This window comes from Bradyrhizobium sp. R2.2-H (assembly GCF_004346455.1).
Lineage (GTDB): Bacteria > Pseudomonadota > Alphaproteobacteria > Rhizobiales > Xanthobacteraceae > Bradyrhizobium > Bradyrhizobium diversitatis.
Genome location: NZ_SMBR01000027.1, coordinates 16,516 through 34,182, shown reverse-complemented (window position 1 = coordinate 34,182; position 17,667 = coordinate 16,516). Strand labels below are relative to the sequence as shown.

Below are 17,667 nucleotides of genomic sequence, written 5' to 3'. Positions count from 1 at the left end.
GGCATGCGCCGGCGTTTGCCGGCGGCACCATTCGTGCCGAGCATCGTTTCCTCCAGGATCGGACGCGGCAGTTTTCCCCGCCGTCATCGCTTCCCGGAACGGTTCGCACAAATTAGTTGCTTAGGCAACAAAAGAATCGGCAGGATATCCCGACAGGGTTGCTGCCTCGGTTTGCTCAACAGTTGCATCGCCCTCCGCTCGTCATTCCGGGGCGCGCGTAGCGCGAACCCGGAATCCATCGCACAACGGACTATGCGGAGAAATGGATTCCGGGTTCGCGCTGCGCGCGCCCCGGAATGACGGCGGAATGCGGCTTCGCTAGCTCGCTCGCTCCAACCCGATCCACTCGCGCGACGCATCGTCATTCAGCCGCGCCACCGCATCGGCACGGCGCGTCAGCACGGCGCGCTGATTGATGTAGCCCTTGTCGGTGATCTCGCCGCCGTCGACGGACGGCGGGTCGGCGAGCAGCAGCGCGCGCGTGGCGTGGCCGGAGGAGTTGCCGCTCTGCTGTTTCAGCCTCGCCAGGCCCTGCGCGATCGCGGCTCTGACCAGGTCATGCGTCAGCACGCCGTTCACAGCGGCCGTCTCGGGCAGCCCGGCATGGGCACGACAGGCTGCGATATTTGGGAACACCAGGAAGCGCACCTCGTCCCCGCCGTGACCGGCAACGACGATGTCCTGCGCCAGCGGCGCGAGCGCGGCGATCCCTGCAACACGCAGCGTGCCGACGTTGACCCATGTGCCGGAATTGAGCTTGAAGTCTTCCGCGACCCGGCCATCGAAGAACAGGCCGCGCTCCGGCCGCGCGCTGTCAGCAAGCTTCACCGCGTCGCCGATCAGGTAGAAGCCCTCTTCGTCGAACGCCTGCCTGGTCAGTTCCGGCGCCTTCCAGTAGCCCGGCGTGACGTTGGGGCCGCGCACCCGCACCTCCAGCTTGTCGCCGGAGGTGACGAGCTTCAGTTCGGTGCCGGGAATGGGCACGCCGATGTTGCCGGAGCGCTCGGCGAGGAAATGACAATCGGTGGCGAGCGGTGAGGTTTCCGTCGAGCCCCAGGCCGAGACCATCGGCAGGGTGCGACCTACGGTCTTGGACGAAAGCTCTGCCAAGGCGTCCCACAGATTCTGCGGCAGCGCGGCGCCGGCATAGAAGGCGAACTTCACCTCGCCGAAGAAGCGGCAGCGCAATTCCTCGTCGCTACGCAGTGCCGCGATCAGCATGTCGAAGCCGCGCGGCACATTGAAATAGACCGTCGGCATCACGCTTTTCAGATTGGCGAGCGACGTCGCGAACAGGCCAGGGGCAGGCTTGCCGCCGTCGATATAGAGCGAGCCGCCATTGCGCAGCACGAGGTTGAAATTGTGGTTGGCGCCGAAGGTGTGACTCCAGGGCAGCCAGTCGAGGATGACGAGATTGCCGCGGCTCTCTTCGAGGAAAGTCCAGGTCTGCGCCTTGGCTTGCTGACTGGATGTCAGCATGCGCTGGGTGTTGATGACCGCCTTGGGCGTGCCGGTCGAACCTGACGTGAACAGGAGTTTCGCGACCGTATCCGGCGTGAGCGCGGCAAAGGCCCTTGCGACGTCGGGCGTCTCGGGCGTTGCCGCAACGCTGCGGAAGGCGAGTGCGCCATCGTCATCGGCATTGCCACTGATGATCAGCGCCTGGTGCAGCGGCTCGATAGCTGCCAGCGCTGCTGCGAATGGCTTGGTCGCGGAGACGTAGATCGCGCCCGGCTCGAGCAGCGCAATCATGCTCTTGAGCTTGTCGAAGTCTTTCGACATCAGCGAATAGGCGGGCGAGATCGCGGCCGATGGCACGCCCACATGCTGGGCGGCAAGCGCGAGCAGCGCGTGATCGATACTGTTGTCCGAGAGGATCGCGAGCGGGTGCTCTGCGGAGAGGCCCTGCGCCAGGATCCAGGACGCGGCGGCGCGCACCTTCCGCAACGCCTGGGCATAGGTGACGGTGGTCCAGGGCGCTTCGACATTGCCCCGTTTGGCCAGGAAGATCGCATCCGGCGTTCGCCGCGCCCATTGCTCCAGCCAGTCGCCGACGCAACGCGCGCCGTCGCGCAACGGATCGGGCGATCGCAGCACGATGCTGCCGTCGGCGCGTTGCTCTGCGATCGTCCTTGGTGTTGCGAACAGGCCTGCAACGTCACCACCTGGGGCGACTGTCATGTGTTTCCTCCTCCGCCCGGATATGGGATCGGCCGCAGCCTCGTCCGGGCCGCTTGGACATAATGTTGGGCACGGCAATTGTTGTCGTCAACAACAATCTTTCTCTCGAGGCCGCGAGGCGCTAGGGTCGCGCGACAGGAGACACCGACGTGACAGCCAGCGCAGCCCGGGCCGACGGCCGCCCCTCCCCACGCAAGCGCGCCGGCAACGGCGACGCATCTCGCGATGTCGCCGACGATGTCGGCCTCGACGCACTGGCCGGCCATGCCGGCTATGCGGTGCGGCGTTTCCAGATCTGGATCTTCCAGGACTTCATCAAGACGCTCGGCGAGGTCGACATCCGGCCGACGCAATATTCGGTGCTGACGGTGATCGGCGCCAATCCGGGCCTGTCGCAGATGGCGGTGGCCAAGCGCCTCGGCATCGAGCGCGCCCGGCTGGTGCATCTGCTCGACAGCCTCGAACAGCGCAAGCTGGTGAAGCGGATCAAGTCGAAGGAGGACCGGCGCTCCCATGCCTTGCACCTCACGGCGCAGGGCGAGACCGCGCTGGCGAAGTTCAAGCGGCTCGCGGCCGAGCACGAGCGGCACGTCGAGGCGAAGATCGGCAGGGAGAACAGGGCGCAGCTGCTCCGGATCCTCGCCGGCTTCACCTGATCCCGACCTGCCCATGATTTAAGCAGATGCACGTCACGGGTCGCCGACGCGCCCGCTCATGCCCCTGCCGAAACATCCCCCAACCCACTGATCACACGATAATATTCAGAGCCATCGTCCTGCCCGGATAATGTACACAATGGCACATCGCTTGCTTCACTCCTGGTGAGGACATGTTGCCGGAGTTTTGTCGCCATGGGGGCTGAGCAGCCTGAAACGATCGCCGCGATTGTGGCCGCGCACCGCGCGGGCCGGCTTTCGCCGGCGCAGACGGTCGCGCGGACCTATCAGCGCATCCGCGACCACAATGACCCCGCCGTGTTCATCAGCCTGCGCGACGAGACGGACGCGATCGCGGAGGCCGAGAAGCTTGCCGCCCGCGTGGATGCTGCCAGCCTGCCGCTCTATGGCGTGCCGGTCGCGGTGAAGGACAATATCGACGCGCTGGGCTTTCCGACCACGGCCGCCTGCCCGGCCTTCTCGTACACGCCGGCCCACGATTCGACCGCCGTGGAGCGCCTGCGCGCCGCCGGCGCCATCATCATCGGCAAGACCAATCTCGACCAGTTCGCAACCGGCCTCGTCGGCGTCCGGTCGCCCTACGGCATTCCGAAAAACTCGATCCGCGAGGATCTCATTCCCGGCGGCTCGAGCTCGGGCTCGGCGGTCGCGGTCGGCGCCGGGCTCGTGCCGCTGTCGCTCGGCACCGACACCGCCGGCTCCGGCCGCGTGCCGGCGATGCTCAACAACATCGTCGGGCTGAAGCCGAGCCTCGGCATGATCTCGACGGCAGGCCTCGTGCCGGCCTGCCGCACGCTCGACTGTATCTCGGTGTTTGCGCTGACGGTGGACGACGCCGCCCTCGCGCTATCGGTGATGGCGGGGCCGGACCAGGCCGATCCGTTCTCGCGCGACCGGCCGCTCGGCGCGATCACGCCGATGCCGCCAAACCTGCGCCTGGGCGTGCCGCGCAAGGGGCAGCTGATCTTCTTCGGCGACAAGAACGCGGAAGCCACTTACGGCGATGCACTGAAGCGATGGACTGCGCTTGGCGCCACATTGGTTGAGTTCGACCTCGAGCCGTTCTACGAGACGGCGCGCCTGCTCTATGAGGGTCCCTGGGTCGCCGAGCGTTATCTCGTGATCAAGGACCTGCTCGCCTCCGCGCCCGACACGATCCATCCCGTGACGCGCGAGATCACCACCGCCGGCGCGCGGCTGACCGCGTCAGAGACCTTCTCGGCGCTCTATCGCCTGCAAGGGCTGCGCAAGACCGCCGAGCGCACGTTCGCCAATATCGACGCGCTGGTGCTGCCGACCGCACCGACCGCCTACACGACCGCACAGGTGCTCGCCAACCCGATCGAGCTCAACAGCCGTCTCGGCACCTACACCAATTTCGTCAACCTGCTCGACCTCTGCGGCCTCGCCGTACCCGCATCGATGCGCAACGACGGCATTCCGTTCGGCATCACGCTGCTCGCGCCCGCAGGACGCGATGCGCTGCTCGCCAGCATCGGGCGGGTGTTTCATGCCGATACGAAGCTGACCGTCGGCGCGAGAGGGGTGGCGCAGCCGCCGCTCGCAGCGCTCGCCACCGGCAGCAGCGACGAGATCCCCATCGCGGTCGTCGGCGCGCACCTGTCCGGCATGGCGCTGAACGGCGAACTGACGGCGCTCGACGGGCGCCTGATCGAGGTCACCAAAACCGCGCCGGACTACAAGCTCTACGCGCTGCCGACCACGCCGGCCAAGCCGGGCATGCTGCGTGTCGCAGCCGGCAAGGGCGCCGCGATCGAGCTCGAGATCTGGTCGCTGTCGTCATCCGCCTTCGGCAGGTTCGTCAACGCGATCCCCGCACCCATGGCGATCGGCACGATCAGGCTTGCGGATGGCCGCAGCGTGAAGGGGTTTCTCGTCGAGCCGGAGGTGCTGGGCGAAGCGCGAGACATCACGGCGTATGGCGGCTGGCGGAAGTTCATGGCAGAAGCCGCGACGGGGTGATCGGCCTCGTGTCCCGGGCGCAGCCGTAGGGTGGGCAAAGCGAAGCGTGCCCACCATCTTCATCAATGAGGAAACACGTGGGCACGGCGCTTTGCGCCTTTGCCCACCCTACGGCACCGCGTGTGCGGCTACACCGACACCGCGTAGATCTCGTACTCGCCGCGCACCAATTCGATATGCGCGCGCATCGCCGCTGCGGCACCTTGCTTGTCGCCGCGCATGATGGCGACGACGACGCGGTCGTGCTCGGCGTGCGACTTGGCGAGGCGGCCGAGATTGCGGAACTGGGCGCGGCGGAACGGCTGCACGCGGACGCGGGTGGCGAGCGTGATCTCGGCGATGTAGCCGTTCTGCGAACCGGTATAGATCGCGTTGTGGAAGCGCTCGTTGACCTCGTGGAAGCGCTCGGGATTGCCGGTGTAGCTCAGCACCCGCAGCTCCTCGTGGATGGCTTCCAGGCCGTGACGCTCGGCCGCCGACATGCGTTCGGCGGCAAGGCCTGCGCACAACGCCTCGAGCTCCGCCATCGCCTCGAACATGCCTTTCAGCCGCTCGACGGATGGCCGCGCCACCACCGCGCCGCGATGAGGCCGCGCTTCGACCAGCCCGCTCGCCACCAGCTGGCGCAGCGCCTCGCGGACCGGGGTACGCGAGACGTTGAAGCGCCGCGCGATGTCGGTCTCGTCCAGCGGCGCGCCCGGCGCCAGCATCCCGCGCACGATCTCGTCGGCAAGCTGAAGCCGCAGTTCCTCGGCGCGCGTGACTTTCTGCAGCGACGGAAGTGCCCGGTCGACGCGAGGCACTACCGGCTCGGCCGGCAATGTCCCGGGCGGAAGATCGTCAAGCGTCATTCGGTCAGGTCTCTTTCGGCTCGTCGATGATGCTGACATGAGCCGCGACGACGCGCCAGCCCTCCGGGAAGCGAATCCACGTCTGCATCTGCCGGCCGACCTTGCCGGGCGCCGTGTCGCGATAGAACAGGGTGGAGGCCACGGCCGTGTCGCGACCGTAGCTGGTGATCACCGTCCTTGCGGTACGCCGGTTAAGCCCGACCGGCGAGCGGGCGGCGCGGAAGCCAGAGATGGCCTCATAGCCGTAGAGGTTCTCGCCGATGCCGTAGCGCAGCGTACGGGGATCGTCGCGAAAGAGTTCGCCGAGCGCGGCGACGTCGTTGCTGACGAGGGCCTGCTCATAGCGCTCGAACGCGGCTTTGACTTCCGCGATCACCTCGGGGAGATCGATCTCCATCTCAAAATCCTCTTGGCGTGGGCGCAGCGACGACGCCCATCTTCTCCAACGCGTGCGCGACGCGCAGCGCGATGTCCTCGCGCCAGGGCGCACAGATGATCTGCACGCCGATCGGCAGCGGTTCGAGCGGCACCGGCACTGCCACGACCGGCAGGCCGATGAACGAGATCGGCTGGGTGTGGATGCCGATATTGGCGCGCACCGGCAGCTCGACGCCGTCGAGGTTGAAATTCACCTGGCCGAGCTTCGGCGCGGTGCAGGGCGTCGCCGGCGCCAGCAGCACGTCGACCGATTTGAAGATCTCGGCAAGCTGCGCGCGATACCAGCGGCGGAATTTCTGCGCGCGATCGACCAGCGGCGCCGGCACCATGGCGCCCGCGATCAGCCGGTCGCGCACGGCCGGATCGAAGTCGTTCGGGCGCTTGCGCAGGCGATCGAGATGCAGCGAGGCGCCTTCGGTGGTGGTGATGACATAGGCTGCGGCGCGGGCGCGCGAAGCTTCGGGCACCTCGACCACCCGCGTTGCGCCAAGCGCCTTGGCAACGCGGCTGACGGCTTCGACCGCTTCCGGAAACACGTTCTTCTGGAAGTGACCGCCGGCGATGGCGATGCGCAGATCCGAGACCGGATTGGCGAGCAGCGGCAGCGTCGGTTCCAGCCCACGCGTGGTGCAGGCGGCGTCGTCCGCATCCGGCCCCTGCATCACGTCATAGGCGAGCGTGAGGTCGGCGACGGAGCGCGCGAATGGGCCGAGATGATCGAGGCTCGCGACGAACGGAAACGAGCGCGCGCGCGACAGCCGGCCATAGGTCGGCTTGAGGCCGAAGATGCCGCAGAACGAGGACGGCACGCGGATCGAGCCGTTGGTGTCCGAGCCGAGCGCAATCGGAACCAGCGCGCCGCCGACGGCGCTGCCCGAGCCGCCCGACGAGCCGCCGCTCATCCGCGTCGTGTCGTGCGGATTGCGCGAGGGGCCGTCGTGGACGTTCTCGCCGGTGAAGTCGTAGGCGTATTCGCCCATGTTGAGCGCGCCGACGAGGACCGCCCCGGACGCTTCCATCCGCTCGATCAGCGCCGCATCGCGCTTGGCGGGTGCGAGGTCGCGGTTGATCTTCGAGCCCGCGCGGGTGGGCAGGCCCGCGACGTCGAACAGGTTCTTCACCGCGAACGGCACGCCGGCGAGCGGGCCGACTTTCTTTCCCGCCGCGATATCAGCGTCGATCGCGCGTGCTTTCGCGCGGGCACGCTCGGCGGTGACGTCGGTAAAGGCGTTGAGGATGCCGTCATGCTGCTTGATGCGCGCGAGCGCGGCTTCGGTGGCATCGAGCGCGGACATCTTGCCGCCCGCAACCGCACTCGCGATCTCGGAGGCCGTCATCTCTGGCTTGGCGGTCATGACAGCATCAGGCCGTAAAGACGGGCGCCGGCTCGGTCTCGTCCGGCAGCGCGAATTCGTCGACGAGACGGCCGAGCCGCAGCGAGACCTCGAGGTTGGCGCGCACGGCAGGCCGCCAGGCCTCCTCGATCGGCAGCGCCAGCGCCTTCGATACGGCATCGATATAGTCGTCCAGGGGTTCGGCCATCACGCTCTCAAACTGATCTCAGTGCACCTGCAGCGGCGGATGCGGGATCGCCGTCAGCAGCTCCTTGGTGTAGTCGTCCTTGGGATCGCTGAGGACCTGCTCGGAAAAGCCTTCCTCGACGATCCGTCCCGTCCGCATCACAATGACACGATCGCACAGCAAGCGCACCACATTCAAATCATGCGAGACGAACAGATAACTCATACCTAGCCGCGCCTTGAGATCCTGCAGCAGATTGAGCACCACGGCCTGCACCGAGACGTCCAGCGCCGCCGTCGGCTCGTCCAGGATGACCAGCTTCGGATGGAGGGCAATCGCCCGGGCGATGCCGACGCGGGCCTTCTGGCCGCCGGACAATTGGTGCGGGAAGCGGTCGAGCAGGTTGTGCGGCAGGCCGACCATGGTGGCCAGTTCCTCGCAGCGGGCGCGGAGCGCGTCGCGCCCCTTGATGTCACCCAATTGCATGATCGGGTCGGCGATGGCGCGCACGGCGGTGAAGCGGGGGTTGAGGCTGTCGGTCGGATCCTGGAACACCATCTGGATACGGCTGCGCTGCGGCAGGCGGGCAAAGGACGCCGGCTGGATGGCGCCGATGTCCTCGCCGTCGAACTGGATCAGGCCGGAGGTCTGGTCGAGCAGGCGCATGACCATCATCGAGGTCGTCGATTTGCCGCAGCCGGATTCGCCGACGAGGCCGACGCTCTCGCCATGGCCGATCGAGAAGCTGATGCCGTCGACGGCGCGGAACACGTCCGGCTCCACCGGCGGCTTGCGGCGAAACAGTTTTCCGAGCGTGGCGGTCGCGCCCTGGCGGGGATATTCCTTGACGAGCTTGTCCACGAGGAGGAGGGGGGTCTTCTCCGCGCTTGCACTGCTCTGCTCCCTCTCCCCGTTCTTCACGGGGAGAGGGTTGGGGTGAGGGGCTATTTCCGCGAGCACGGTGCTGGGAGAGTCCCCCTCACCCGCCACGCTCTGGGGCGCAATTGCGCTCCCGAGCGTGTCGGCCTCTCCCCGCGTGCGGGGAGAGGCGAAGGCGGCGCCCTCCTCTTCCGGCAGCAAATCCCGCAAGCTCACGCCGAGCCGCGGCGTCGCGCGCATCAGCTTCTTGGTGTAGGGGTGCTGCGGATTGGCGAAGATGTCGGCGGCTTTCGCGGTCTCGACGACCCGGCCCTTCTCCATGACGACGACGCGGTCGCAATAGGCGGCAGCCAGGCCCAGATCGTGCGTGATCAGGATGGTCGACATCGCGCGGCGCCTGGTCAGCTCGACGATCAGGTCCATCACCGCCTTCTGCGTGGTGACGTCGAGGCCGGTGGTCGGCTCGTCCGCGATCAGGAGCTGCGGATTACAGGCGAGCGCGAGTGCGATGACGACGCGCTGGCACATGCCGCCGGAGAGCTCGAACGGATAGGCGTGGTAGCGCTCGCGCGGGCGGGCGATCTTGACCTGCTCCAGCGCCTCGATCGCCTTCTCGCCGTGATCGGCCACCTGGGCCTGCTGCACATGGGTGCGCAGCACGTCCTCGATCTGGTCGCCGACTTTGCGGATCGGGTTGAGCGCCGCGCGCGGATTCTGGAAGATCATCGAGACTTCGCGGCCACGCAGGTCGCGCATCTGGTCTTCGGTCGCGGCCTTCACGTCGATGCCGGAGAACATCACCGAACCCTCGGCGATCCGCCCGGCGCGGTCGAGGATGCGCATCACCGCATAGGACGTCACCGACTTGCCGGAGCCGGACTCGCCGACGATGGCGAGCGTCTCGCCCTTGGCGACGGAGATGTTGACGTGCTGCACGGCTTTGACGATGCCGCGGCGGGTGGTGAATTCGACCGTGAGGTCCTGAACGTCGAGCAGCGGCTGGGCGGTCATGGACGGCTCCCGTCACTCAAACATTCGAAAACAACCCCATGCACAGTAGAATGGCGACTGAAATCATTGGAGAATTTCGGCCGGAAATTTGCGCGTGAGGCGGCCGCCGCCCTCTCATTCCCTCCCCCCTTGTGGGGGAGGGGCAGGGAGGGGGGTGCCACAAGGGGACTCTCTCCGCATGCGAGCGCCGCAACATCCGTCCCACAGACACCTTTTCCTGGGCTACCCCCCTCCCCAACCCTCCCCCACAAGGGGGGAGGGAGCGAGAGGACGGCGCCCTCCTCACCTGTGAGTCTCGCTTCGCTCGCCACCGACTGAAGACCAACCATCACGTCCTCCGCTGGGGATCGACGATGTCGCGCAGGCCGTCGCCGAGGAGGTTGAAGCAGAACACGGCGATCATCAGGGCGAGGCCGGGGAATAGCGCGATCCACCATTCGCCTGACACCATGAAGCCGGCGCCCTCCGCGACCATGATGCCCCATTCAGCCGTGGGCGGACGGACGCCGAGGCCGATGAAGGACAGGCCCGCGGCGTTGAGGATGGCGTAGCCCATGGTCAGCGACATCTGCACGATCATGATCGGCATGATGTTCGGCAGGATGTGCACCAGCAGGATGCGGAATTCGCCGTTGCCCGACAGGCGTGCGGCCTGCACGAAGCCGGCATTGCGGCGGACATTGGCCTCGGCGCGCGCAACGCGGGCATAGAGCGGAAAGTTCACGATCGCGGTGGCCAGGATAATGTTCTGCACGGTGTTGCCGAGCGCGGCGACGATGCCCATAGCGAGCACGAACAGCGGGAACGCCATGATGGTGTCGGCGATGCGGCCGACGATGCGATCGGTCCAGCCGCCGAAGTAACCGGCGGCGATGCCTGCGAGCCCACCCATCAGGAACACCAGCGCAACCGAGGCGACCGCGATGAAGACGTCGAGGCGCGTGGCGACGATGACGCGGCTGAAGATGTCGCGCCCGAGCTGGTCGGTGCCGAACCAGTGCGCGGCGGAAGGAGGTTTTAGCGCTGCGGCGGTGTCGGAGGCGAGCGGATCGTACGGCACCACGTAAGGGCCGAAGATAGCCGCGACGAGGATCACGATCAGCAGCGCGAAGGCGAAGCCCGTGACCTTGTTCTCGCCGAGCACGTAGCGGGTCTGCTCGAGGATCGCGACGAGGCCGGAGGTGCGGGCGGGACCGGCAGGTTCGACAGCAGGCGCAACGGAGCTCATGTGGTCCCCCTAGCCTTCAAGTCTGACGCGCGGATCGATCACGCCATACAAGATGTCGATCACGAGGTTGAGCAGCACGTACATCACCGCCATGGTCAGCACGAAGCCCTGCACCGGCGCGAAGTCCGAGGAGATCAGCGCCTCCACCGCGTAGGAGCCGATGCCGGGCCAGGCGAACACCTTCTCGACCAGCACGTTGGCCCCCAGCAGGAACGAGAACACCATGCTCAGCGTGGTGATGACGGGCAGCATCGCATTGCGGAAGGCGTAGGTGACGATCACGGTCGCCGGCGACAGGCCGCTGGCGCGCGCGGTGCGGACGAATTCGGATGCCAGCACCGCCAGCATCGAGGCGCGGGTCATGCGCGCGATCGGCGCCAGCGAGAAGATCGCGAGCGTCGTCGCCGGCAGGATCAGCTGGCTCAGCGCCGAGCGGAATGCCTCGACGTCGCGCGCGAGCAGAGTGTCGATCAGGTAAAAGCCGGTCACCGTCGGCGGCGCGCTGTAGAACACGTCGAGACGGCCGAGCGGCGCGGGCGACCAGCCGAGCCGGAAATAGAACACGTAGACCAGCACGAGGCCGGTGAAGAACACGGGGAGCGACACGCCGGCCGTCGTCGTCAGCCGGCAGAGATGGTCGATCCAGGAGCCCGGGCGCGTCGCCGCGAGCACACCAAGCGGGATGGCGATCACGACCGAGACGATGAGGCCGAGCAGCGTCAGCTCGGCCGAGGCCGGCAGGCGATTGCGGATTTCGGCGGCGACGGGCTGGCCGGTCGTGAGCGAGTTGCCGAAATCGCCATGGGCGAGATCGTTGGTGTAGCGGAAGAACTGCTCGATCAGCGGTTTGTCGAGGCCGAGCTTCTTGCGGATCTGCTCGACGGCTTCTTTCGAAGCGGCAGGGCCGGCGAAGTACGCCGCAGGGTCGCCCGGCAATGCGCGCGTCAGCAGGAAGGTGACGATGACGACGCCGATCAGCGAGGGAATCGCGAACATCAGGCGCTTGCCGATCATGGTCAGCATGGGGAGCTCCTGCGCGTGTTGCGTACGCTGCTTGTCGCGCGCTCCGCTGCGTTCCCTCCCCCCTTGTGGGGGAGGGCCAGGGAGGGGGGTGGCCCCGGGAGAGGTCGGAGTTCGTGGCTACCCCCCTCCCTTCCCCTCCCCCACAAGGGGGGAGGGAATGAGAGAGCAGTGCCCACCTCACTCCAGCCGAAACGATCAATCGATGCCGATGCGTCGCCGACGATCAGCATATCCTCTCACCCCTTCGCCATCGCGCGGTAATCGAGCCTGCGGTGGAACCAGTATTGATAGCCGCTGATGTTCTTCTGCATCGCGACGTTGACGAAGGGCTGGTACAGCGGGATGCGCGGCATGTCGGTGAAGGCGAGATCGACGAAGCCCTTCACGTCCTTGTCGTAGGTCGCCGTGTCGCCGATTGAAGCAGCGGTGCGCGCGCCATCGATCAGCTTGTCCATCTCCGCCGACTTGTAGCTCATGGTGTTGAAGACGGAATTGTTGCCGTGATAGCACCAATAGAAGAAGTATTCGGGATAATCGAGCCAGCCCGAGAACACGTTGGTGAAGAGCGGCATCTCCTTCTTGTTCAACTCGGTGCGCCAGTTGGCGCCGGGCACCTTGTTGATGGTGGTCTTGATGCCGAGCTGGGCGAGCGATTCCTGCACCAGCACGCAGAGCGGCTCGTTGACGCCCGCGAAGTTGAGGTCGAACGAGATCGTGGTCTCGAAGCCGTTGGCGTAGCCGGCCTCGGCGAGCAGCGCTTTCGCCTTCTCCATGTCGGTGTTGAACTTGTGCGGCTGCGGCCAGGCGACTTCGGTCGGCTTGTCCTTGGGCGCGCCGAACATGGGATTGCCAAGGCCGAACAGCACAGCGTCCATGATCTTCTGGTACGGCATCGCATAGGCGATCGCCTGCCGCACCTTCGGATTGTCGAACGGCGGCTTGGTCACGTTCATGCCGATATACTGGATGCCGTTCGAGAACGGCAGCGACACCACGTTGAGCTTGCCGTTCGCCTTCATCTCCTGGAAATCCTTGAACGGCAGCTCATAGGAGATGTCGGCGTCGCCGCGCTCGAGCAGCGCGCGGCGGTTGCCGGCCTGCGGCACCATGCGCCAGATCACCCGCTTGATCTTCGGCAGGGGACCGCCGACCCAGTCGTCGTTGCGCTCCATCACCACTTCGGTGCCGGCGGTCCATTTCACCACCTTGTAGGCGCCGGAGCCGGCGGTCTGCTGCTTGGTGAACTCGAGACCCCAGGGATCCTTCTCGCTGGCGTTCTTCTTCACCAGCTCGGAATTGACGATGCAGGGCACGATGACGGCAAGATCGGGGATCGTGAGCCTGTCCTTCTTCAGGAAGTCGACGCGTACCGTATGATCGTCGATCACGACGAACTGCTCCGGCTTGGTCAGCGAACCCGCGCTCATCTGGAAGGTCGGGAAGCCGCCGACGCTGACGGCGCGGTCCAGCGACCACTTGACGTCCTTGGCGGTAACAGGCGCGCCGTCGTGGAATTTGGCATTCTTCTTGAGCTTGAAGGTCACCGACATGTCGTCGATCTTGAAGTCCTCGGCGAGCTCGCCCTTGAACTTGTCGCGATCGTAATAGGGCACGCCACCGGGGCCGCTCTTCATCTCGTGGCTGATCAGGCGGTCGTAGCAATTCCAGGACACCTCGTAGCCGGGCACGTTGGTGCCGACGCCATGGATGTCGAGATTGTTGGGGCCGCCCTCCGAGACGATCAGCAGCGTCTCCGAGCGGGCATCGGCCTTGGCGGAGGAGATCACGGACGGCATGGCCGGAAGCGCCGCTCCGGCGGCCAACCCGGAAACGGATTTGAGGAAATCGCGGCGTTTCATGAAATGGCTCCAACACAACGTTTTGGTTGGAACTGACTTCGCAAGGTTTGTGCCAGAGCTTAACGAGGCATTACCCGCGGATTAACATGCTGATTCCAATCATATTCTGCCATTTCTGGCGGAAGTTGGAGAGGGCGATCACGCCTCGTATTGCATACAAAGAGAGGCAATTGCTTAAAATATAGGCCAACAAATGGAGGAGCCCATTCGGAAGGCGGCGGCGAAAATCCTTCAAGCCACGGCGTAACGGTACGATCTCCGCCGTCATTCCGGGGCGATGCGCAGCATCGAGCCCGGAATCCATCGGGCGGCAGAACGCGCGGCGCATGGATTCCGGGCTCGCCGCGCCGCGGCGCCCCGGAATCACAGGGAGGCGTGGCGTACTCAGCCGGGCCAGATCAGATCCTGAAGTTCGACCAGGTCCGCCGCCCTCTCCTGCCAGCCTTCGATGCAGATGTGGCCGTTGAGGTCGCTGGCGCGGTGCAGCAGCATCAAGGCCATCAAGCGGCGCTTGAGCGCGAAATCGAGCTTCGTATAGCCAAAGCCTTCGAGCAGGCTCTTCACCCGGCCCGGCCGGCCCGCCGCCATGAAGGCGCTGGGGCCGAGCAAATCGTAGTCGCGCCATCCCGCGAGCACGTCGCCAAAGTCGAACAGGCCCTTGAGCGACCATTGGCCGTCATCGGAGGCGAGCAGGAAGTTTTCCGGAATGTATTCGCCGATCAGGATCACCGGCGGCGCATCCATCGGAATCAGCTGAGCCGCATCGCGCAGGAGATCGTCGAGACCGGCGAGGAATTTCGGCGCAAGGCCCAGACGTGTGTGCCGCGCGCGGCAGCCCTGCATCTGCCGGCGCATGAATTCGTCCCAGCGCGGCTCAATCGCAGAGAGCGGGCCAAGCGGGACGCGCTGAACCATCGCGATGGTCTCGCCGATCTGGCGCAGCACGCGCTCCTTCTGGTCTTCCGGCAGATGCGGCCAGACCTCCGAGCCGAGCGTGCCGGCAAGGCGCGTGATGATCAGATAAGGCCAGCCGTCGCGCTCACCTTCTGCAACGATCTCGGGAATCGGCAAATGCAAGCGGCCGGCAAGCTGCGACAGCGAGGCGCGCTCGGAGACGAATTGCGCGCGCAAAAGCAGCGGGAAGATCTTCAGGATCAGATTGTCACCGAGGCCGACGACGAGATTGGTACCTGTCGCAAACACAAGCGGCGCGCCGACATCGAGACCGTGTCCGCGCGCGATGTCGAGCGCGATCGGCAGCCATTGCGAGGACGCCGAGCGGAAGGCGCGAAAGCTTTCCGCATCGGTGAGGTGAGGAAGCGTCATCGACATCACGCGCACAGTAGGTTTGCGCTCGTCATGCCCGGGCTTGTCCCGGGCATCCACGTTCTTCGTGCTGCGTGGCAAGTCGTGGATGGCCGGGACAAGCCCGGCCATGACGCTGTGGAAAGGTCTCGCGCGCCGGTCAACGCCAAGCTTCTATCCTGCTTCTACCTGTCCGGGCTTGCGCGCTCGAACTGGCGCAGCAGCTTGTTGCCGCGCTCGACGGCGGAATCCAGTGCGGCTTGCGCGCTCTTCTGGCCGGCAAAGGCCTGCTCCAGCTCGTCCTCGATGGCGCCGCGGATCAGGATGAAGGAGCCGAGCCGGATGCCCTTGGAGTTCTCCGTCGGCGGATGCAGCGTGATCTGCTCGAACGAGATCGCCGAGCCCGGATTGCGCTCGTAGAAGCCCTGCGACCGCGTCAGCTCGAAGGCGGCGCGGGTCACAGGCAGATAGCCGGTGTTCTGGTGCCAAGCAGCCTGCACGGCGGGTTGCGACAGATAGGCAAAGAACCGCGCGACGCCCTTGTATTCCTGGCGGGGACGGTCGCGCAGCACCCAGAGCGTGGCGCCGCCGATGATCGAGTTCTGCGGCGCGTCCTTCACGTCGGGCCAGTACGGCATCATGCCGTAGCCGATCTCGAATTTCGAATTCGCCTTGATGTCGGCGCGCGTCGCCGAGGAGCCAATGAAGATGCCGCATTCGCCTTTCTGGAAGCGCGGCTCGGCTGATTGCCCGCGGCCGCTGTAGTCGAACAGCCCGGTCTTCTGCCACTCCGCGAGCTGGGCAATGTGCTTGACGAGGAGCGGATTGTTGATGGTCAATTCGGCATCAAGCCCGGCAAAGCCGTTCGCCCGTGTCGCCAGGGCCAGATTGTGGAAGGCGGAGAAATTCTCGACATGGATCCAGGACGGCCAGGACGTGGTGAAGCCGCAAGGAGCACCGCGGTCGCGCAGGCGCTTTGCGGCCGCCCCCAATTCCGGCCAGGACTTCGGCGCCGCCTCCGGATCGAGGCCCGCCTCACGGAACATGGTCTTGTTGTAATAGAGGATCGGGGTCGAGGAATTGAACGGGAAGGACAGCAGATTGCCGGCCGCATCGGTGTAGTAGCCGGAGACCGCGGGCAGGTAATTGCCCAGCGAGAACGGCTCGCCCTGGTCCCGCATCAGGCTGAACACCGGATAGATCGCGCCCTTGGCCGCAGTCATGGTGGCGGTGGCGACCTCGTTGACCTGGACGATCGCCGGCTGGCTGCGGGAGCGGAAGGCGAAGATCGCGGCCGTCACCGTCTCGGTGTAGCTGCCCTTGTAAGCGGGCACGATCCGGTAGTCGGACTGCGAGGCGTTGAAGTCGGAGGCGAGCTTGTCGAGCTGCCGGCCGAGCTCGCCGGACATGGCGTGCCACAGCGCGATGTCCGTGGCGGCACGCGCAGGCGCGGCCAATGAGAGCGCCGCAAGGGCGGCGACGAGCTGCAAAAGGCGCAGTGCTGACATCACGGTGGCTCTTCCCTTGCCGCACGCCGGAAGACGGCTGCCTTGCTTAAGGCGCGGCATTGGCGGTTTCAACCGGGAATGAGCGCCGGCCGCGCCGCACAATTCTGCCCTGCGGAACCGGCGGAATGGCTTTCCCATGACCATCTGTTAGATTGCATTGAACCTTTTCCTTCTACCATAGACTCCACCACTGAGGGGTCGAGTGTGCCAGTGCTGAACCGTGCCGAATCTTCGCGGACCGGGGTGATCTTCGTCGCGCTTCTGCTTACCGTCTGGACGACGGGCGCCGTTGCGCGCGAATTTCGCGCCGCCGACACTCAGGCCGAGAATTACCCGACCGTCCAGGCGCTGCGCTACATGGGCGCCCTGATCGCCGAGCGCAGCGGCGGCCGGCACGAGATCAAGGTGTTCCACTCCCGTCAGCTCGGCGAGGAAAAGGAGACCATCGAGCAAACCCGGGCCGGCGCGATCGACCTCAACCGGACCAACGTGGCGCTGATCGGCAATTTCGTCCCGGCGATGAACGTGCTCGCGATGCCGTTCCTGTTCCGGTCCATCGAGCACATGCAGAACGTGCTGGACGGGCCGATCGGCAGCGAGATCTTGAACAGTTTCGAGCCCTACGGCTTCGTGGGACTCTGCTTCTACGATTCGGGCGCGCGGTCGATCTACAATGGCGTCCGCCCGGTCCGAAGCGTCGCAGATCTCCGGGGATTGCGGATCCGGGTGCAGCAGTCGGAGTTGATGAACCAGATGATGCGCGCGCTCGGCGCCGAACCGGTCGAGCTGCCCTACGGGCAGGTGCTCACCGGGCTTGCCAACCACCTGATCGACGGCGCCGAGAACAACTGGCCATCCTTCGTGACGACGGACCATTACAAGCATGCCGGCCACTACACGCTCACCGAGCACACGATGAGCCCGGAGGTGCTGGTGATCTCGCTGAAGGCCTGGCAGAGCCTGTCGCCGGACGACCGGATCATCTTCAGGGAGGCCGCGCAGCGCTCGAGCCGCTTCATGCGCGAGAAGTGGCGCGACCTCGAGGAGCAGTCGCAGCGCAAGGCGCAGGACGCGGGCGTGACCATCATCAAGGACATCGACCGCAAGCCGTTCGAGGAGGCGATGGCCGCAATCTACGCCAAGGCCGGACGCGATCCTGCGGCGGCCGCGCTGATCGAACGCATTCGCAAGGTGGAGTGAGGC

At 65.8% G+C, this 17,667-nt stretch carries 15 protein-coding genes; 3 read left to right on the top strand and 12 right to left on the bottom strand.

Features of this window, described 5'->3' with window-relative positions; translation table 11 throughout:
- Positions 1–318 precede the first annotated feature (318 nt).
- Positions 319–2,181 carry a feruloyl-CoA synthase gene (locus tag EDE08_RS37510; RefSeq protein ID WP_131874691.1) on the bottom strand — a complete coding sequence of 621 codons (1,863 nt, stop codon included), beginning with the start codon at positions 2,179–2,181 and terminating at the stop codon, positions 319–321.
- A gap of 149 nt (positions 2,182–2,330) precedes the next feature.
- Here EDE08_RS37510 and EDE08_RS37505 point away from each other — a divergent pair, with 149 nt between their 5' ends.
- Positions 2,331–2,837 (top strand): MarR family winged helix-turn-helix transcriptional regulator, encoded by a 507-nt coding sequence (locus EDE08_RS37505; RefSeq protein WP_131874692.1) that lies wholly within the window; start codon positions 2,331–2,333, stop codon positions 2,835–2,837.
- A 195-nt stretch (positions 2,838–3,032) separates the two neighbouring features.
- Positions 3,033–4,841, top strand: a complete 1,809-nt coding sequence (gene atzF, locus EDE08_RS37500; RefSeq protein ID WP_131874693.1) for an allophanate hydrolase — start codon at positions 3,033–3,035, stop codon at positions 4,839–4,841.
- 128 nt (positions 4,842–4,969) lie between these two features.
- Here atzF and EDE08_RS37495 read toward each other — a convergent pair whose 3' ends face one another.
- The 11 genes from EDE08_RS37495 to ugpB form a co-directional block, all read right to left on the bottom strand.
- The gene (locus EDE08_RS37495; RefSeq protein ID WP_165936413.1) at positions 4,970–5,692 is read right to left on the bottom strand and encodes a GntR family transcriptional regulator; all 723 of its coding nucleotides are present in this window, start codon (positions 5,690–5,692) and stop codon (positions 4,970–4,972) included.
- Between the two features lie 4 nt (positions 5,693–5,696).
- Positions 5,697–6,089, bottom strand: coding sequence for an oxalurate catabolism protein HpxZ (hpxZ, locus tag EDE08_RS37490; RefSeq protein WP_131874695.1), 393 nt, complete (start codon positions 6,087–6,089; stop codon positions 5,697–5,699).
- 1 nt (position 6,090) lies between these two features.
- Positions 6,091–7,485 (bottom strand): AtzE family amidohydrolase, encoded by a 1,395-nt coding sequence (locus EDE08_RS37485; protein WP_165936412.1) that lies wholly within the window; start codon positions 7,483–7,485, stop codon positions 6,091–6,093.
- 7 nt (positions 7,486–7,492) lie between these two features.
- A complete protein-coding gene (locus tag EDE08_RS37480) occupies positions 7,493–7,672 on the bottom strand; it encodes a DUF4089 domain-containing protein (RefSeq protein ID WP_165936411.1) in 180 nt (59 codons plus the stop codon).
- Positions 7,673–7,690: 18 nt separating this feature from the next.
- Positions 7,691–9,541, bottom strand: coding sequence for a dipeptide ABC transporter ATP-binding protein (locus EDE08_RS37475; RefSeq protein WP_131874697.1), 1,851 nt, complete (start codon positions 9,539–9,541; stop codon positions 7,691–7,693).
- Between the two features lie 328 nt (positions 9,542–9,869).
- A complete protein-coding gene (locus EDE08_RS37470) occupies positions 9,870–10,769 on the bottom strand; it encodes an ABC transporter permease (protein WP_131874698.1) in 900 nt (299 codons plus the stop codon).
- A 9-nt stretch (positions 10,770–10,778) separates the two neighbouring features.
- Complete coding sequence (locus EDE08_RS37465) at positions 10,779–11,792, bottom strand: ABC transporter permease (RefSeq protein ID WP_131874699.1); 1,014 nt, start codon at positions 11,790–11,792, stop codon at positions 10,779–10,781.
- A gap of 236 nt (positions 11,793–12,028) precedes the next feature.
- Entirely contained in the window at positions 12,029–13,651 is a 1,623-nt protein-coding gene (locus tag EDE08_RS37455; RefSeq protein WP_131874700.1) for an ABC transporter substrate-binding protein, read from the bottom strand.
- Positions 13,652–13,721: 70 nt separating this feature from the next.
- Entirely contained in the window at positions 13,722–13,979 is a 258-nt protein-coding gene (locus EDE08_RS37450) for a hypothetical protein (protein ID WP_131874701.1), read from the bottom strand.
- 56 nt (positions 13,980–14,035) lie between these two features.
- Complete coding sequence (locus EDE08_RS37445; RefSeq protein WP_245525000.1) at positions 14,036–15,088, bottom strand: aminoglycoside phosphotransferase family protein; 1,053 nt, start codon at positions 15,086–15,088, stop codon at positions 14,036–14,038.
- A 53-nt stretch (positions 15,089–15,141) separates the two neighbouring features.
- The gene (gene ugpB, locus EDE08_RS37440) at positions 15,142–16,464 is read right to left on the bottom strand and encodes a sn-glycerol-3-phosphate ABC transporter substrate-binding protein UgpB (RefSeq protein WP_165936410.1); all 1,323 of its coding nucleotides are present in this window, start codon (positions 16,462–16,464) and stop codon (positions 15,142–15,144) included.
- A 204-nt stretch (positions 16,465–16,668) separates the two neighbouring features.
- Between ugpB and EDE08_RS37435 the strand changes: the two genes are divergently transcribed.
- A complete protein-coding gene (locus EDE08_RS37435) occupies positions 16,669–17,664 on the top strand; it encodes a TRAP transporter substrate-binding protein (protein WP_131874703.1) in 996 nt (331 codons plus the stop codon).
- The last annotated feature ends 3 nt before the right edge of the window (positions 17,665–17,667 follow it).